At 59.8% G+C, this 13,378-nt stretch carries 16 protein-coding genes; 3 read left to right on the forward strand and 13 right to left on the reverse strand.

Annotation, left to right across the window (positions count from 1 at the left end; translation table 11 throughout):
• Positions 1 to 2: 2 nt before the first annotated feature.
• Together eda and edd are read right to left on the reverse strand one after the other, a co-directional pair.
• A complete protein-coding gene (gene eda, locus MN186_RS01495) occupies positions 3 to 644 on the reverse strand; it encodes a bifunctional 4-hydroxy-2-oxoglutarate aldolase/2-dehydro-3-deoxy-phosphogluconate aldolase (RefSeq protein ID WP_242111062.1) in 642 nt (213 codons plus the stop codon).
• A complete protein-coding gene (edd, locus tag MN186_RS01500; protein WP_242111063.1) occupies positions 644 to 2,461 on the reverse strand; it encodes a phosphogluconate dehydratase in 1,818 nt (605 codons plus the stop codon). The genes eda and edd overlap by 1 nt, the downstream gene beginning before the upstream one ends.
• Before the next feature lie 333 nt (positions 2,462 to 2,794).
• On the opposite strand from edd, the gene MN186_RS01505 reads away from it, so the two are divergent.
• Entirely contained in the window at positions 2,795 to 3,343 is a 549-nt protein-coding gene (locus MN186_RS01505) for an RSP_2648 family PIN domain-containing protein (protein ID WP_242111064.1), read from the forward strand.
• Between the two features lie 72 nt (positions 3,344 to 3,415).
• On the opposite strand, the gene MN186_RS01510 is transcribed toward MN186_RS01505, so the two are convergent.
• The 10 genes from MN186_RS01510 to MN186_RS01555 form a co-directional block, all read right to left on the reverse strand.
• The gene (locus tag MN186_RS01510; protein WP_242111065.1) at positions 3,416 to 4,099 is read right to left on the reverse strand and encodes a M48 family metallopeptidase; all 684 of its coding nucleotides are present in this window, start codon (positions 4,097 to 4,099) and stop codon (positions 3,416 to 3,418) included.
• Positions 4,100 to 4,140: 41 nt separating this feature from the next.
• The gene (locus tag MN186_RS01515) at positions 4,141 to 4,764 is read right to left on the reverse strand and encodes a DedA family protein (RefSeq protein ID WP_242111066.1); all 624 of its coding nucleotides are present in this window, start codon (positions 4,762 to 4,764) and stop codon (positions 4,141 to 4,143) included.
• Entirely contained in the window at positions 4,761 to 5,153 is a 393-nt protein-coding gene (locus MN186_RS01520) for a hypothetical protein (protein ID WP_242111067.1), read from the reverse strand. Before MN186_RS01520 ends, MN186_RS01515 begins: the two co-directional genes overlap by 4 nt.
• A gap of 55 nt (positions 5,154 to 5,208) precedes the next feature.
• Positions 5,209 to 6,393, reverse strand: a complete 1,185-nt coding sequence (locus tag MN186_RS01525) for a vWA domain-containing protein (protein ID WP_242111068.1) — start codon at positions 6,391 to 6,393, stop codon at positions 5,209 to 5,211.
• A gap of 9 nt (positions 6,394 to 6,402) precedes the next feature.
• Positions 6,403 to 6,561, reverse strand: a complete 159-nt coding sequence (locus tag MN186_RS01530) for a hypothetical protein (protein ID WP_242111069.1) — start codon at positions 6,559 to 6,561, stop codon at positions 6,403 to 6,405.
• Positions 6,562 to 6,589: 28 nt separating this feature from the next.
• The gene (locus tag MN186_RS01535) at positions 6,590 to 7,987 is read right to left on the reverse strand and encodes a DUF2927 domain-containing protein (RefSeq protein ID WP_242111070.1); all 1,398 of its coding nucleotides are present in this window, start codon (positions 7,985 to 7,987) and stop codon (positions 6,590 to 6,592) included.
• Between the two features lie 2 nt (positions 7,988 to 7,989).
• On the reverse strand, positions 7,990 to 8,445 hold the full coding sequence (locus tag MN186_RS01540) for a GNAT family N-acetyltransferase (RefSeq protein ID WP_242111071.1): 456 nt from the start codon (positions 8,443 to 8,445) through the stop codon (positions 7,990 to 7,992).
• Positions 8,446 to 8,642: 197 nt separating this feature from the next.
• Complete coding sequence (locus MN186_RS01545) at positions 8,643 to 9,347, reverse strand: RES family NAD+ phosphorylase (protein ID WP_242111072.1); 705 nt, start codon at positions 9,345 to 9,347, stop codon at positions 8,643 to 8,645.
• Complete coding sequence (locus tag MN186_RS01550; protein WP_242111073.1) at positions 9,344 to 9,751, reverse strand: antitoxin Xre-like helix-turn-helix domain-containing protein; 408 nt, start codon at positions 9,749 to 9,751, stop codon at positions 9,344 to 9,346. Before MN186_RS01550 ends, MN186_RS01545 begins: the two co-directional genes overlap by 4 nt.
• A gap of 67 nt (positions 9,752 to 9,818) precedes the next feature.
• Positions 9,819 to 10,679: an AAA family ATPase gene (locus MN186_RS01555; RefSeq protein WP_242111074.1), complete on the reverse strand. Its 861-nt coding sequence runs from the start codon at positions 10,677 to 10,679 to the stop codon at positions 9,819 to 9,821.
• A gap of 332 nt (positions 10,680 to 11,011) precedes the next feature.
• Here MN186_RS01555 and dksA point away from each other — a divergent pair, with 332 nt between their 5' ends.
• Together dksA and MN186_RS01565 are read left to right on the forward strand one after the other, a co-directional pair.
• The gene (gene dksA, locus MN186_RS01560) at positions 11,012 to 11,434 is read left to right on the forward strand and encodes an RNA polymerase-binding protein DksA (protein ID WP_242111075.1); all 423 of its coding nucleotides are present in this window, start codon (positions 11,012 to 11,014) and stop codon (positions 11,432 to 11,434) included.
• Positions 11,435 to 11,623: 189 nt separating this feature from the next.
• Complete coding sequence (locus tag MN186_RS01565; RefSeq protein WP_242111076.1) at positions 11,624 to 12,793, forward strand: FAD-dependent oxidoreductase; 1,170 nt, start codon at positions 11,624 to 11,626, stop codon at positions 12,791 to 12,793.
• 6 nt (positions 12,794 to 12,799) lie between these two features.
• Here MN186_RS01565 and MN186_RS01570 read toward each other — a convergent pair whose 3' ends face one another.
• The gene (locus tag MN186_RS01570; RefSeq protein ID WP_242111077.1) at positions 12,800 to 13,231 is read right to left on the reverse strand and encodes an isocitrate lyase/phosphoenolpyruvate mutase family protein; all 432 of its coding nucleotides are present in this window, start codon (positions 13,229 to 13,231) and stop codon (positions 12,800 to 12,802) included.
• Positions 13,232 to 13,378: the final 147 nt, after the last annotated feature.

Consider the following 13,378-nt stretch of genomic DNA (forward strand, 5'->3'; position numbering starts at 1 on the left):
TCTTAACGCGGCAATGCGGCGGCGGTCTTAGCCAATGCCGTGATCGCCGACCAGTCACCAGCTTGGACCAGATCGCCTGGTGCCACCCATGATCCCCCGACGCACAGCGTGTTAGGTAGGGACAGGTAATCGTTTGCATTCGATAGGCTGACACCGCCGGTCGGACAAAAACGGATTTGCGGCAAGGGAGAGGAAAGAGATTTCAAGAAGGGCGCGCCGCCGGCGGCTTCCGCTGGAAAGAATTTTTGCACCGTATAGCCGCGTTCCAGAAGCCGCATGGCCTCAGACGCCGAACTGGCACCGGGCAGCAGCGGCAGATCGTTGGCCTCGCACGCGTCCAGAAGCCGGTCGGTCGCGCCGGGGGACACTCCGAAGGTTGCGCCGGCTTTCTTGGCGTTTTCGACGTCTTGGGGCGTTAGAAGCGTGCCAGCCCCGACGGCGCCCCCTTCAATGCGCGCCATTTCGGCGATCACTTCAAGGGCGGCATCGGTGCGCAGGGTTACTTCCAGTGCCGGTAGACCGCCCGCCACCAAGCCGTTTGCCAGCGCGGCGGCGTGGGATGGATCATCCACCACCAGAACAGGAATGACCGGTGCAAGGCGGCAGATTTTTTCGGCGGCGGTGCTTGCGTCTTGCGGCGTCATCAGTCCCTCTTTCCGGAAATAGAACTTGCGCCTTCGGTCGCGGTACTGGCCGCGCGGCGGAAGGTTTCAAACAATTCGCGACCCATGCCGTCGGCATTGGCGCTTAGATCGACTTGCACTGCGGGGCGGTCGACTGCGCCTTGGGTCAGCACTTCAAGAGTGCCCATCTCGGCGTCAAGCCGGATCATATCGCCATCACGGATGCGCGCGATAGGGCCACCGTTTGCGGCCTCGGGCGCAACGTGGATGGCCGCAGGGACCTTGCCCGACGCACCTGACATCCGCCCATCGGTCATAAGCGCCACCCGCTGGCCGCGTTGCTGTAACACAGATAGGGTCGGGGTCAGACTGTGCAGTTCCGGCATCCCGTTGGCGCGGGGGCCTTGGAAACGCACGACGACGATCATGTCGCCCTCAAGCTCTCCGGCCTTGAAGGCTGCCTTGACGCTGTCTTGGTCGTGGAACACGCGGGCGGGCGCCTCGATGATCCGGTGGTCGGTATCTACGGCAGAGACCTTGATGACACCCTGACCCAGATTGCCGGATAGTTGCACTAGCCCCCCGGTTTTCTGGAATGGATCCGAGGCCGGGCGCAGAATCTTGTCGTTCAGACTTTCGCGCGGGCCGGGTTCCCAGTGTACACGGTTGCCGTCCAGTTTCGGTTCTTGGGTATAGGCGCGCAGATCACCCATAATGGTCTTGGTATCCGGATGCAAAAGGCCCGCGTCCAGCAACTCGCCAATCATATAGCCAAGCCCACCGGCAGCGTGGAAGTGGTTTACATCCGCCAACCCGTTCGGATAGACGCGCGCCATTAACGGCACAATCGCAGAGATATCTGCGAAATCCTCAAGCGTCAGAATGATCCCGGCAGCTCGCGCCATCGCGGGCAGATGCAACACGAGGTTGGTTGAGCCCCCGGTCGCCATCAGACCGACCAGCCCGTTCACAAACGTCTTTTCGTCCAGCACATGCCCCGCAGGCGTGAAGCTTTCGGCACCGTCCTTCGTGATCGCCAGCGCCCGCCGCGTACCCTCGGCGGTCAAAGCTTCGCGCATGTCGGTATGAGGGGTGACAAAGGACGCACCGGGCAAGTGCAGGCCCATGAATTCCATCAGCATTTGGTTGGTATTCGCGGTGCCATAGAACGTGCAGGTGCCGGGGCCGTGATAGGACGCCATCTCGGCCGCCATCAGTTCATCGCGCCCCACTTCACCGGTGGCAAACTGGGTGCGCACCTTGGCCTTTTCGTCATTAGGCAGGCCCGAGGTCATCGGGCCAGCTGGCAGAAACACCGCCGGGATGTGCCCGAAGCTTGCCGCCGCGATGACAAGTCCCGGCACAATCTTATCGCAGACGCCAAGGAAAACGGCAGCGTCAAAAGTGTTGTGGCTCAGCGCAACCGAAGACGCCAGCGCGATCACATCCCGTGAAAACAGGCTCAACTCCATCCCCATTTCGCCCTGTGTGACGCCATCGCACATGGCCGGAACACCGCCCGCGACTTGCGCGGTGGCACCAGCGTCGCGGGCGACGCGTTTGATAAGGTCGGGGAAGGTCGCAAAGGGCGCATGCGCTGACAGCATGTCATTATAGGCCGTCACGATGCCCAGATTGGGCGCGCGCCCTTCGGCCAGTCGGTTCTGATCCGGGCCCGCACCAGCATAGGCATGTGCCTGGCCCGAGCAGCTAAGATGCCCTCGGCGCGGCCCATCTTCGGCGGCGCGATCGATCTTGTCCAAATAGGTTCGGCGGGTGTCGGCGGATCGTTCGATAATCCGATCCGTGACCTTTATGAGCGTGCTGTTCAGGGTCATGGCTGCTGTCCTGGTCCTTATTCCATTATATGGCGCAGGGGTGGGTTCAAAAAGCAATCTATCAGCAAGTGATAGCGCTAACAATGGCCAATTTCCGGGTTCCCCTGCGTGGGGGCGGGGTTTATGTAAGAGCCACCGAGAAAATGAATGATATCATATGACCAAGCCGCAATCACCCGATCGCGCGACGATCAGACTGAACCCAAAGACGAATGCGCGCGCCATCCAAACAGGCCGGTTGACCCGCACGGGCACTATTGACGCGGACCACGCGATACACCCGCAACTGCCCCAAAGTGGATATCCGAAAGCGCTGTCCGTCCATTTGCTACCATGAGAGTGCTGATTGATGCCTGCGTCCTTTATCCCACGGTCATGCGCGAAATGGTGATGGGCGCGGCGGGGCAGGGGCTGTTCACCCCACTCTGGTCGCCCCGCATTCTCGAAGAATGGGCGCGCGCTGCTGCCCGCATGGGTCCCGATCAGGACGCCGTGGCCCGCGCTGAAATTTCGCTGCTGCGGGAACGCTGGCCTGACGCGAACGTCCGGCCCCGCGACGGTGACTTGCGGCGCTTATGGCTACCGGATCAGAACGACATCCACGTTTTTGCCGCGGCCATCGCAGGCCGCGCGGATGTGCTGTTGACCATGAACAACGCTGACTTCCCCCGCCATATACTGAGCGAAGAGGGCCTGCGCCGCGACAGCCCCGACCTGTTCCTGCTCGCGTTCCTGAACCAAGACCCGGATGCCATCAAGACGGTCGCCACGCGCATCCTGACGCAAGCCCGGACCTTGTCAGACGTAGACTGGACCATCCGTCGCCTGATGAAAAAAGCGCGCCTGCCGCGATTGGGTAAAGCGCTGGATCAGCTTATCTGAGCCGTGGTTCTCGTGGCCATAAATATCCTGGGGTGAGCGGCACCGCCGCGAGGGGCAAAGCCCCTTACCTCCTCACCTCACCCACTTCGCTTCGTTCTTTTCAATCGCTGCGATCCGTTCGGCGGTTTTCGGGTGGCTCATCAACCACGCGGGCATCACGCCAGACCGTGATTTCGTCAGTGCGTCCAGCTTGCCGAACAGAGTTTTCTGCGGCTCAGTCCCGATCCCGGACTTGATCAACAGCGCAGTGGCATAGGCGTCAGCTTCGTATTCATCGCCGCGGCTCAGGCCGGCGGCCACAAGGCGCGTCAGGGCATTGGCGATCAGCACGCCAATCCCCGGCAGAAATCGCGAGAGCACCATGGCCAGCACCGTGCGCATCGCGTTTTGCCCTGAAAAGTCGATCATCCGTTTGCGTGAATGCCCCAACGCCACATGGCCCAATTCATGGGCGATCACGCTGGCCAACTCCTCGGCGCTGACGCGCCCTTGTCGGTATTCATTGAAAAATCCCCGCGTGATGAAAATTCGCCCATCCGGTGCGGCAAGCCCGTTAACGGGATCAATTTCATAGATATGAACAGGGATTTTGGCAATGTCCAAAGACGCGGCCATCCGGTCCGTCAGCGCCTTCAATTTGGGGTCGGCGAGCTGAGTGGATTGGGCGTCCAGTTCGCGATGCGTGCGCCAGACCGAAAAATGGTAGAGCAGCAGGCCATAGGCGACAGGCAAGAGGATGGGCAGAAGCTTCAACATGGGATCTATATGGGGAAGTATATCCGTTCAGGAAAGGGGGGCTACCGGATCGGGCGCGGAGAATCTTCCTGTCGAGCTTGCACACGCATCATCGCGCGGACCCACGCAAACATTGCCGCTGCCACGACCAATGCCACAAGAAACCCCACCAAGCTTCCCAAAAGATCCGCAAGGCTTTCGATGCGTGCAGCAAAGCCATATCCCAGACCCACATAAAGCGTGACCCAGATGGTTTCGCCCAGGATGTCCCAGATGGTAAACCGGGCCCACCCCAGTCCGGTCGCACCGGCGGCAAAATTGACCCAAGGTCCAAGCGGTGCGACAGCCCATGTGGACAGGAAAACGCCTTTGCCGCCGTGGCGGTCAACAAAATCATGTGCGCGCGCCAGAACGGCTTTACGGGCAGGGCTGCGGGCAAGGCGGTCCAGCAAAGGCGCGCCACCATAGCGGCCAAGGGCGAAGCCTGTCTGATCCCCGATCACTGCGCCTGCAAACGCCGCCAGCACCACGTTGGACAGCACAAGATCCCCAGCCGCCGCAAAACCACCACCCGCCAGCATCATCAGCGAGGTGGGGATAGGCAGCGCCAGACACGACAAAAAAGCCGAGGCGAAGACCACCCATGGCCCATAACTTGATAGAAGGGCAAAGACAGCGTCGGTCATTGGCGCGTCGCCTTGTTCGCCCCATCCACTGATCCAGACGAGCCTTGGGTGGCACGGAAAGCCACAATTGCATCCTCGATCTGCATCATCAACTCGTCTACCGGGATGCCGCGATCCTGAGCCAGATGTTCGAAGTTGCGAAATCCCTCGGCTGGATTTGGGCTGCCAAGCGCGTCGATCATCACCTTGCGTGGAATGCGCCAGGAATACGTGACATAGCGCGGCGTCATCCACGCAGCGATCGGCTGGTCGCGTCGGGCGGGGTCGTTCCAATAGACCCAACTGGCGACGGTGCGTGTTCCGAAAAACACCCCGGCTGCCATCGCAAGCGCAAGGATCGTCGTGGCCCAAGGCGCGGCGCGCCACATGCGTTTGAGGAATGAGATCACGGCTGCTCCTTTGTTGGGGTGCTATCAATACGATGCAGGCCGAGTTTTCCGTCGCTTAGCGCCCCAGTTCTTTCATCCCGCGCGCAATTCCGTCCAGTGTCATGGGCACCATGCGGCCTTCGAAAATCTGGCTGATCATCTGCACGGATTGAGTATATTTCCAGTGATGTTCCGGCAAGGGATTGATCCATAGATTGTCGGGCCAATGGTCTCGGGCGCGTTCCAGCCAGACCTGGCCGGGTTCGTCGTTCCAATGCTCGTTCGCGCCGCCGCGATAGGCTACCTCGTAGGGGCTCATCGACGCATCACCCACGAAAATACACTTGTAATCCGGGCCGTAGGTGCGCAGCACGTCCCAAGTGGGAACCTGATCGGTCCAACGCCGCGCATTGTCACGCCATACGCCTTCGTAAAGGCAGTTGTGGAAATAATAATACTCCAGATGTTTGAATTCGGCGCGGGCAGCGGAAAACAACTCCTCGACCACTTGAATATGAGGGTCCATCGAGCCGCCAACATCCAGAAACAACAGGACTTTCACCGCGTTGTGCCGCTCGGGCCGGGTTTTCACGTCAAGATAGCCGTGTTCCGCCGTGGCGCGAATGGTGCCGTCAAGGTCAAGCTCGTCATGCGCACCGTCGCGTGCCCAGTTGCGCAGGCGCTTCAGGGCGACCTTGATATTGCGCGTGCCCAGTTCGACCTGATCGTCCAGATTGCGAAATTCGCGCTTGTCCCAGACCTTTACCGCGCGTTGGTGGCGCGAGCGGTCTTGGCCGATGCGCACGCCTTCGGGATTGTATCCGTAGGCGCCAAAGGGCGACGTGCCGGCAGTCCCAATCCACTTGTTACCACCCTGATGGCGCCCTTCTTGTTCTTTCAGGCGCTCTTTCAGGGTCTCCATCAGTTTGTCGAACCCACCCAAGGCCTTGATCTCGGCTTTTTCTTCGTCGGTCAGGAACTTTTCGGCCATCTTGTCCAGCCATTCCTGCGGGATATCGACGGCCTCTAGCATTTGTTCGGCAGAGATCGCTTCAAGCCCTTCGAACGTCATTGAAAACGCGCGGTCGAACTTGTCGAGGTTACGTTCGTCCTTCACCATCGCGGTGCGTGCGAGGTAGTAAAACCCTTCGATGTCATAGGTCACAAGCCCAGCTTTCATCGCCTCAAGAAAGGCAAGAAATTCGCGCAGGGATACGGGAACCTTGTTCGCGCGCAGGTTGTCGAAGAAGGGCAGGAACATGACGTTGACCTAGCGACTTATGATGATCGAGGCGAACAGCGCGACCAACCCGAATACAATGGCATGAACGGCAGCATATTGCGCCGTATCCAGCCGGTTGCCACCCCGTTTGCGGGCGCGCAGAACACCGACCAGAGCCCCGAAAATGAGTGCTGCGATAACCAGCATATAGGCGTGCCCCCTTGTTTAAGGGCGGTCAAGGACGGCCCTGTTTGCTGTGTCCCGGCGCGATGGCGGCGATGTCGCCCAGCCGCGCGCCGACCTGTTCGTTCGAGCCGAAGCCATACCGCGCCCAGCCCAGACTGTCGAGCCTGACAAGCTGCGCCTCGGCACTGCGACCGGACAGATCCAGGGCCTCGGCCTTGATCATCAGAAGGGTGGCCAGAAGGGCGGCGTTTTCGGCCCGCATGACCGGCTGGATGTGGGTGTTCACAATCGCTATTGCCGTTTTTGTTCGCCCCGCAGACAGGGCATAGGCGGCCAGTTGCACGCCCATATGGGCGGCATGCAAAGCGGTTTTGGGGTGGCTGCGATAGATGGCTTCGGCCTCACGGAAGGCGCTGAATGCGTTTTTGCTGTTTTGACGCATATGAAGGCGACCATAGGCAAACAGGCTGAACGCCAACCGAGTGTCGCGCCATCCCATCTGGCGGGCGATGGCCACGGCAGACGTAGCGGCTTGTCTGCGATGCCCGTTGGAATAACCGGCCCCCAACGCCGTTTCTATTGCATCTTTCCATGCCTGGGGCGCGTGTTCACCTGTGCGCGGTGCGCCACTTCCGCCCCTGGGGTTCAGGCGCGCCAGTATGGCTGGCAGGCGTGCCGCCACGTCGTTTCGGCTCATCCCGGACGCAAGTTCCGGTGCGTAATAGGCACGCAGGATCAGCATGTCGAACCCTGTCAGGACGGTGTGGAAATTATCATCGTTGAACACGCTGTCATGCAGGCGATACAGGTCGTTGACCGGTCCCAAGGCCTGCGCGACCTCTTCATGCAGGCAATCACGCAGCTCTTGCGGGCTTGCATCGCCGGGCAGGAACACCGCCATCCGGGTGCGGGTGTGCAGCTTTGTCCAGTCCAGCCGTTCGGTGCCGCGTGCGGCGCGATACTCTTGCCAGCTTGACACGTTTGGGGCCACAAAACAGGCAGCATGGGGCACAAGGCGCTGCAACTGGCGTTTGGTGATGATCTGCAATGTGATCGATGCGGGCGTGGCTTCGGGTACTTGGGTGATGTTGATCCCGCCCTCAATGCGTAGCCGCGCCAACAGGCGGCTCAGGTCCGCCTGCATATAAGGGGGCGGCTCACCCGTGACGCGTAGCGTCACAGGGCCTTCAAACCGGGTCAGTACGGGAAGGGTTCGCCCGCTTTCCAACTGAAAAGACAGGTCCAGAAAATCCCCGGCAATCGTGCTATTGGGCCGCGATGGTCGGGTGATCTGCGTGCTGCCGAAGGACTTCATCGGGGGCAGGGACGAAGGCAGGCCGATGCGACTTGCGGTGACCTCGTCCTGCGCAATGTTGGATGGGCGCGGGACAGAGCACGCGCCAACAGCCAGAGCAGTCAAAAAGGACGCATAGACGGCCAGCCGCATCGTCACGCTCTCCCATATCGGATGAAAGGCGTCTTGACGCCAATCAGGTCATAGAGCTTTTGGGCCGACTCGTTTGCGGTGTGGGTTATCCAATAGACCGATGGCGCGCCCGCGTGATCGGCAGTATCATAAACCGCCTTGATCAAAGCGCGCCCGACGCCGATGCCGCGCGCCAAGGGGTCGGTGTAGAGATCCTGCAAATAGCACACGTCCTCCACCTTCCAAGTGTGCCGATGGAACAGGAAATGTGCAAACCCGACGGGCCGGTTGCCCTTGCAGGCCAGCAGCCCGTTAAATTCGTTTGGGGTGCCCGACACCAAGCGCGCAAATGTGGCATCGTGAATCTGCGGCTCTAACACAACCTGTTCAATACTAAGATACTCACCCCAAAGGCGATTCCATGCGGCCCTGTCAGACGGCGTCACCGGTCGAACAGAGATGTCGTCACTGGTTCCCATAACACCACACCCAAAGCTGTTTCATACGCCCGGCACAGCCAAAAAGTGTAAGGGGAGATCAGGTTCTGACCAAGCAAAACTATAGATTTGGCATGTTTTTAGACAAATTATTTAAACAATAACAATATTTTGTATGCGAAAATTCATGCACCACAAGGCTGGTTGCCCGGCCATTGCCAAGAGGACGAATCGAACCGTCAAAGTCCAACAACGTCGTATTCTGGACCGCCTGACCATGTGATGTCCCACTTCGCGCCGGGACGTACGTTCTGCACCGCGGATGGGTCGAAGGCCACAAGACAGGTGCCGTCTGGATGGCGCACCGAAGGATAAACCAGCCCCCGATGCCCACCGGCGCGCAGGTGATTTGCCAGTTCTTGCCCGCGCGGATAGCCGCGCGCCGGGTCGTCATGTAACGCGGGGTGGTCGGGCTGACCAGTCAGGTCAGGGAAGTCACCAATGAAATCGGCCAGCAGTTCGACATAGCGCACCTTGGTGTTAAAGATGCCCATAAAGGTCAACTCGCGGGTGTAGTGATACCCGACTTCGGCCAGCGATGTCATGGCGCTCCAGCTACAATACCATGCGCCGCGTGTGTCATCGTTGAACCGGTTGCCACCTGCCCGGCGATAGGTGAACGCCGCATTCACGTGGCTCAGGCCATAGATGCGAAGATCCGCGGCGCGGCGCTCCCACGCCAGTTCCAGTCGGTTCACCCCCATATCGCGCCCGCGTTCAGCGATGTGACGGGCTGAAGTCATCGCCTCGACCTCGGCCAAAAGGGTCGCTTCTTCGTCATCATCAACCAGCCCCCGCAGTACCGGTGGTTTGTGATACGTGGCAGGGATCAGGCGGACCAGCGCGCGGTCACTGACAGATCGCAAAGGAAGCGGGTCGGTCACATCCCGCCCCGTAGTGCATCGACGTAATTGCGCACGCGCAGGAATTGCGGCAATCCATCCTCGATCATCGTGTCAATCGGGCGGGCGCCGTCAAACAGCGGGCCTGTGTTGGCAAGTGTGATCCATTGATCAGCAAGCGATTCGTCGAAATAAAGGTGTAGGGATTTGTAGATCCCGACCAGTGCAGACAGGCGCAGCATTTGATCACGGGTCAGATCGCCCTTGAAGTTAGGGTTTCGCGCGCGTTTCCAAGTGGATGTGGACATATCCGCCAGCGCAGCCGCGTCATCCAGTTTCAGCCCCCAAGCCTCGGCAATCCGGCCATAGGCCTTCAACGCCACAGCCGCATGATCCGAGGTCGGACGGGCCGGGGGCGGGGTGATGGGTTGTGGGGCGGCGTGCATGGTGCATCTCCTGTCGTGTTGAGCAGAAGATAAGGTCATATGGTCCGAATGTCAAGTTCAGATGGGATTATTGCCGCCCGCCGCGCCCCTCACGACGGGCCATGAAGGCCAGACGTTCAAACAGATGCACGTCCTGCTCGTTCTTCAAAAGCGCGCCGTGCAGGGTCGGCAAAGCCGATGCCCCATCACGCTTCAATGTTGCTGGGTCGATATCTTCGGCCAGCAACAGCTTCAGCCAATCCAGCACTTCCGAGGTGGACGGCTTCTTCTTCAGCCCCGGTTGCTCGCGGATTTCATAGAATTGGGTCAGCGCCTCGGTCAGCAGACGCGGCTTGATGCCGGGGTGATGCACCTCCACGATGCGGGCCAGCGTATCGGCTTCGGGGAAGCGGATATAGTGAAAGAAACAGCGGCGCAAAAAGGCGTCGGGCAGTTCTTTTTCATTGTTCGAGGTGATGATGATAATCGGGCGGTGTTTCGCGCGGATGGTTTCGCCGGTCTCGTAGACGTGAAACTCCATCTTATCAAGCTCTTGCAGAAGGTCGTTGGGAAACTCGATATCGGCTTTGTCGACCTCGTCAATCAGCAGAACGACGCGTTCATCGGCCTCGAACGCCTCCCACAGCTTGCCGCGCTTGATATAGTTTTTGACGTCATGCACACGTTCGTCGCCCAACTGGCTGTCGCGCAACCGGCTGACGGCATCGTATTCGTAAAGACCTTGCTGCGCTTTTGTGGTGGATTTGATGTTCCATTCGATCATCCGCGCGCCCAAAGCGCCCGCCACCTGCTTTGCGAGTTCCGTCTTGCCAGTGCCGGGTTCACCCTTGACCAGAAGTGGGCGTTCCAGCGTAACGGCGGCATTGACCGCGACCTTAAGATCGTCGGTCGCGACATAGCTTTCAGTGCCTTCAAAGCGTTTCGTCATCCTGTTATCCCCTTGCGGTCACAGCTGCGTCATACCGGGCGAGGTAATGGGATGGGCCGCGTTTGGCAAGTGTACGGTCTATGTGGGGTCAACAGCACAAGCCGTCTATATGCAGTGCGGCTGAGATAATTGAACCGTCACGCCGCCTGAATCCGAGTGTTTTTATTGTGTTTCAGGCGCTTATCCGCTTTCGGCGAAAACCTTTATACCACATGGTCTTTGCCTAGTGACAACAGGCAATAGCGGGTGTAAACGAGCGCCAGAAGAAACCGGGCTTCTAAGAGGCAACAAGGTTGTCAGGTGGTTATGGTCCGGTAAGTGAGGGAGTTGGTATGAAAGCAGAGACTTTCCTGCCCGACGATTACCGTCCTGCCGAAGACGAGCCGTTCATGAACGATCGTCAGACGGAATATTTCCGTCGCAAGCTTCTGGCTTGGAGGGAAGAGTTGCTGGACGAAAGCCGTCATACGCTTGAGGGCTTGCAAGACAATACGCGCAACATTCCGGACATTGCAGATCGCGCGTCCGAGGAAACCGACCGTTCGCTGGAACTGCGCACGCGGGACCGGTCGCGCAAGCTGGTGGGCAAGATAGAACAGGCGCTGCGTCGGATTGACGAAGGCGAATATGGCTATTGCTCGGAAACGGGTGATCCAATTTCGTTGAAACGGCTGGATGCTCGCCCGATCGCGACACTGAGCCTTGAGGCGCAAGAACGCCACGAACGGCGTGAAAAGGTGCATCGCGACGATTAAGGCGCGCGTGCGGCGGTTCTGATTGGCGTATTGCCACTGCCAAATATCGTGGGCGATCATGTCGCGTGGCTGACCATGCGGAAATATGACAAAAGGCGCTGGACATCCGGCGCCTTTTGTCCGTTCAGGGGAATGCTGCGCCAAGCAGAACGTATATGATAAAGGCGCGCAAAAAAGGGGGCGGTAACCATGATTGCAGGGCAGCAGGTCACGATCCTTGGGGCAGGGATTGGCGGGCTGGCCGCAGCTATAGCGCTTGCGCGCCGGGGCGCACAGGTCACAGTGTTGGAGCAAGCCCCCGCGATTGCCGAAGTTGGCGCGGGCTTGCAAATCAGCCCTAATGGCGTGCGTGTGCTTGATGCGTTGGGGTTGAATGATGTGGCGCGCCGCCGTGCCATGCGCGGCACCGGTGTTTGGCTGCGTGATGGTGTCTCGGGTCATGAGGTCATTGATTTCAACTTCGACAAGGTTGCGCCTGGGGCAACATTCCTGCTGTTTCACCGTGCCGATCTGATTGACATGCTGGCAGACGCGGCACGCGCTGCGGGTGTCGATATCCGCTGCGGAGTGCAGGTGCAGGCTGTAATCCCTAGCCAGAGCGCTGCGGCGGTGAAAATCGCCGATGCACCAAGTCAGGATATGGGGTTTGTGATTGGTGCTGACGGTCTGCATTCGGTCGTGGCACCCGCTTTGAACGGCCCCCGGACCCCATTTTTTACCGGGCAGGTGGCGTGGCGGGCGACCGTTCCCGCAACCGGTCGCGAAACGACCGAGGCGACGGTTTACATGGGGCCGGGTCGGCACATGGTGACTTATCCGTTGCGCGATGGCCAACTGGTTAATCTGGTTGCCATCGAGGAGCGTGACACCTGGGCGGACGAGGGCTGGAACCACATCGACAAGCCCGCAAATTTGCGCCGGGCCTTTGCAGGGTTCTGCGACGACGCGCAAGCCTTTCTGGAAAGGGTCGAGGTGGTGCATCTTTGGGGTTTGTTTCGCCACCCCGTGGCAAAGAACTGGCATCGCGGGCATGTTGCGCTGCTGGGCGATGCCGCGCATCCGACGCTGCCGTTCATGGCCCAAGGCGCGGTCATGGCGATCGAGGATGCGTGGGTTCTGGCCGCCTGCCTTGATCGGTTTGGCATGGACGAGGGCCCCGCACGCTATCAGAAGGTGCGCCGCGACCGCTGTGTGCGGATCGTCGCAGCGGCGAACAAGAACGCGCGCAACTATCACTATGCAAACCCGCTTGCGCGCCGGTTGGGACATGGGGCGTTGCGGCTGGCGGGACGGGTTGCCCCGCAACAGGTCTTCAAACGGTTCAGCTGGATTTACGATGCGGATGTGACGCAGATTTAGCGCAGGTCACTGCTTGAGCAGTGCATCGACAGCGTCGCCCTGCATCCCGGCGCCGAGCATTGTGAAATCACCGTCTTCAAACATCGCCTCAGACGCATCGCGGTTCACCCGGTGGGTGACTCGCGCCAGTGCCGATCCAAGCGAAATACGGGCCACACCCGCCTTGGCAAAATTGGCGCGCGATATACTGGTAAATGGTCCAGCCGCGAGTGCGTTGCCGGGCAGGGTTGTTGCTTTACACACACGCTCTTGATCCGCCATCGTGCCGGGCAGGGGGACATAGACGCAATCCGCGCGGGCCACCAAAACGAAGTCACCGGGAAGGGCGCGCGCAGCGGCGGCGGCGGCCTTGATGATGTCCCAGGCGTTGGCCAGAATGAACGGGTTGCCCTTCTGGTGCAGGGCGCGAAAGGCCGCGCCGCGGTTTTGGTCGGCCATCTGCTTGGTCCCACATGACGGCCGCAGGTTGGCCCGGCTGTCCCAGTTTTTCGTGCGGTGCGGGCGTTGTCAAACGCGGTCTATCGCGGACGGGATAGCGGCAATTCGCATAAAACGCGTGCTTGCCTCTTTCCAAAGCCCCTTCGG

Origin of the sequence: Aliiroseovarius sediminis (assembly GCF_022678485.1) — a bacterium.
Lineage (GTDB): Bacteria > Pseudomonadota > Alphaproteobacteria > Rhodobacterales > Rhodobacteraceae > Aliiroseovarius > Aliiroseovarius sediminis.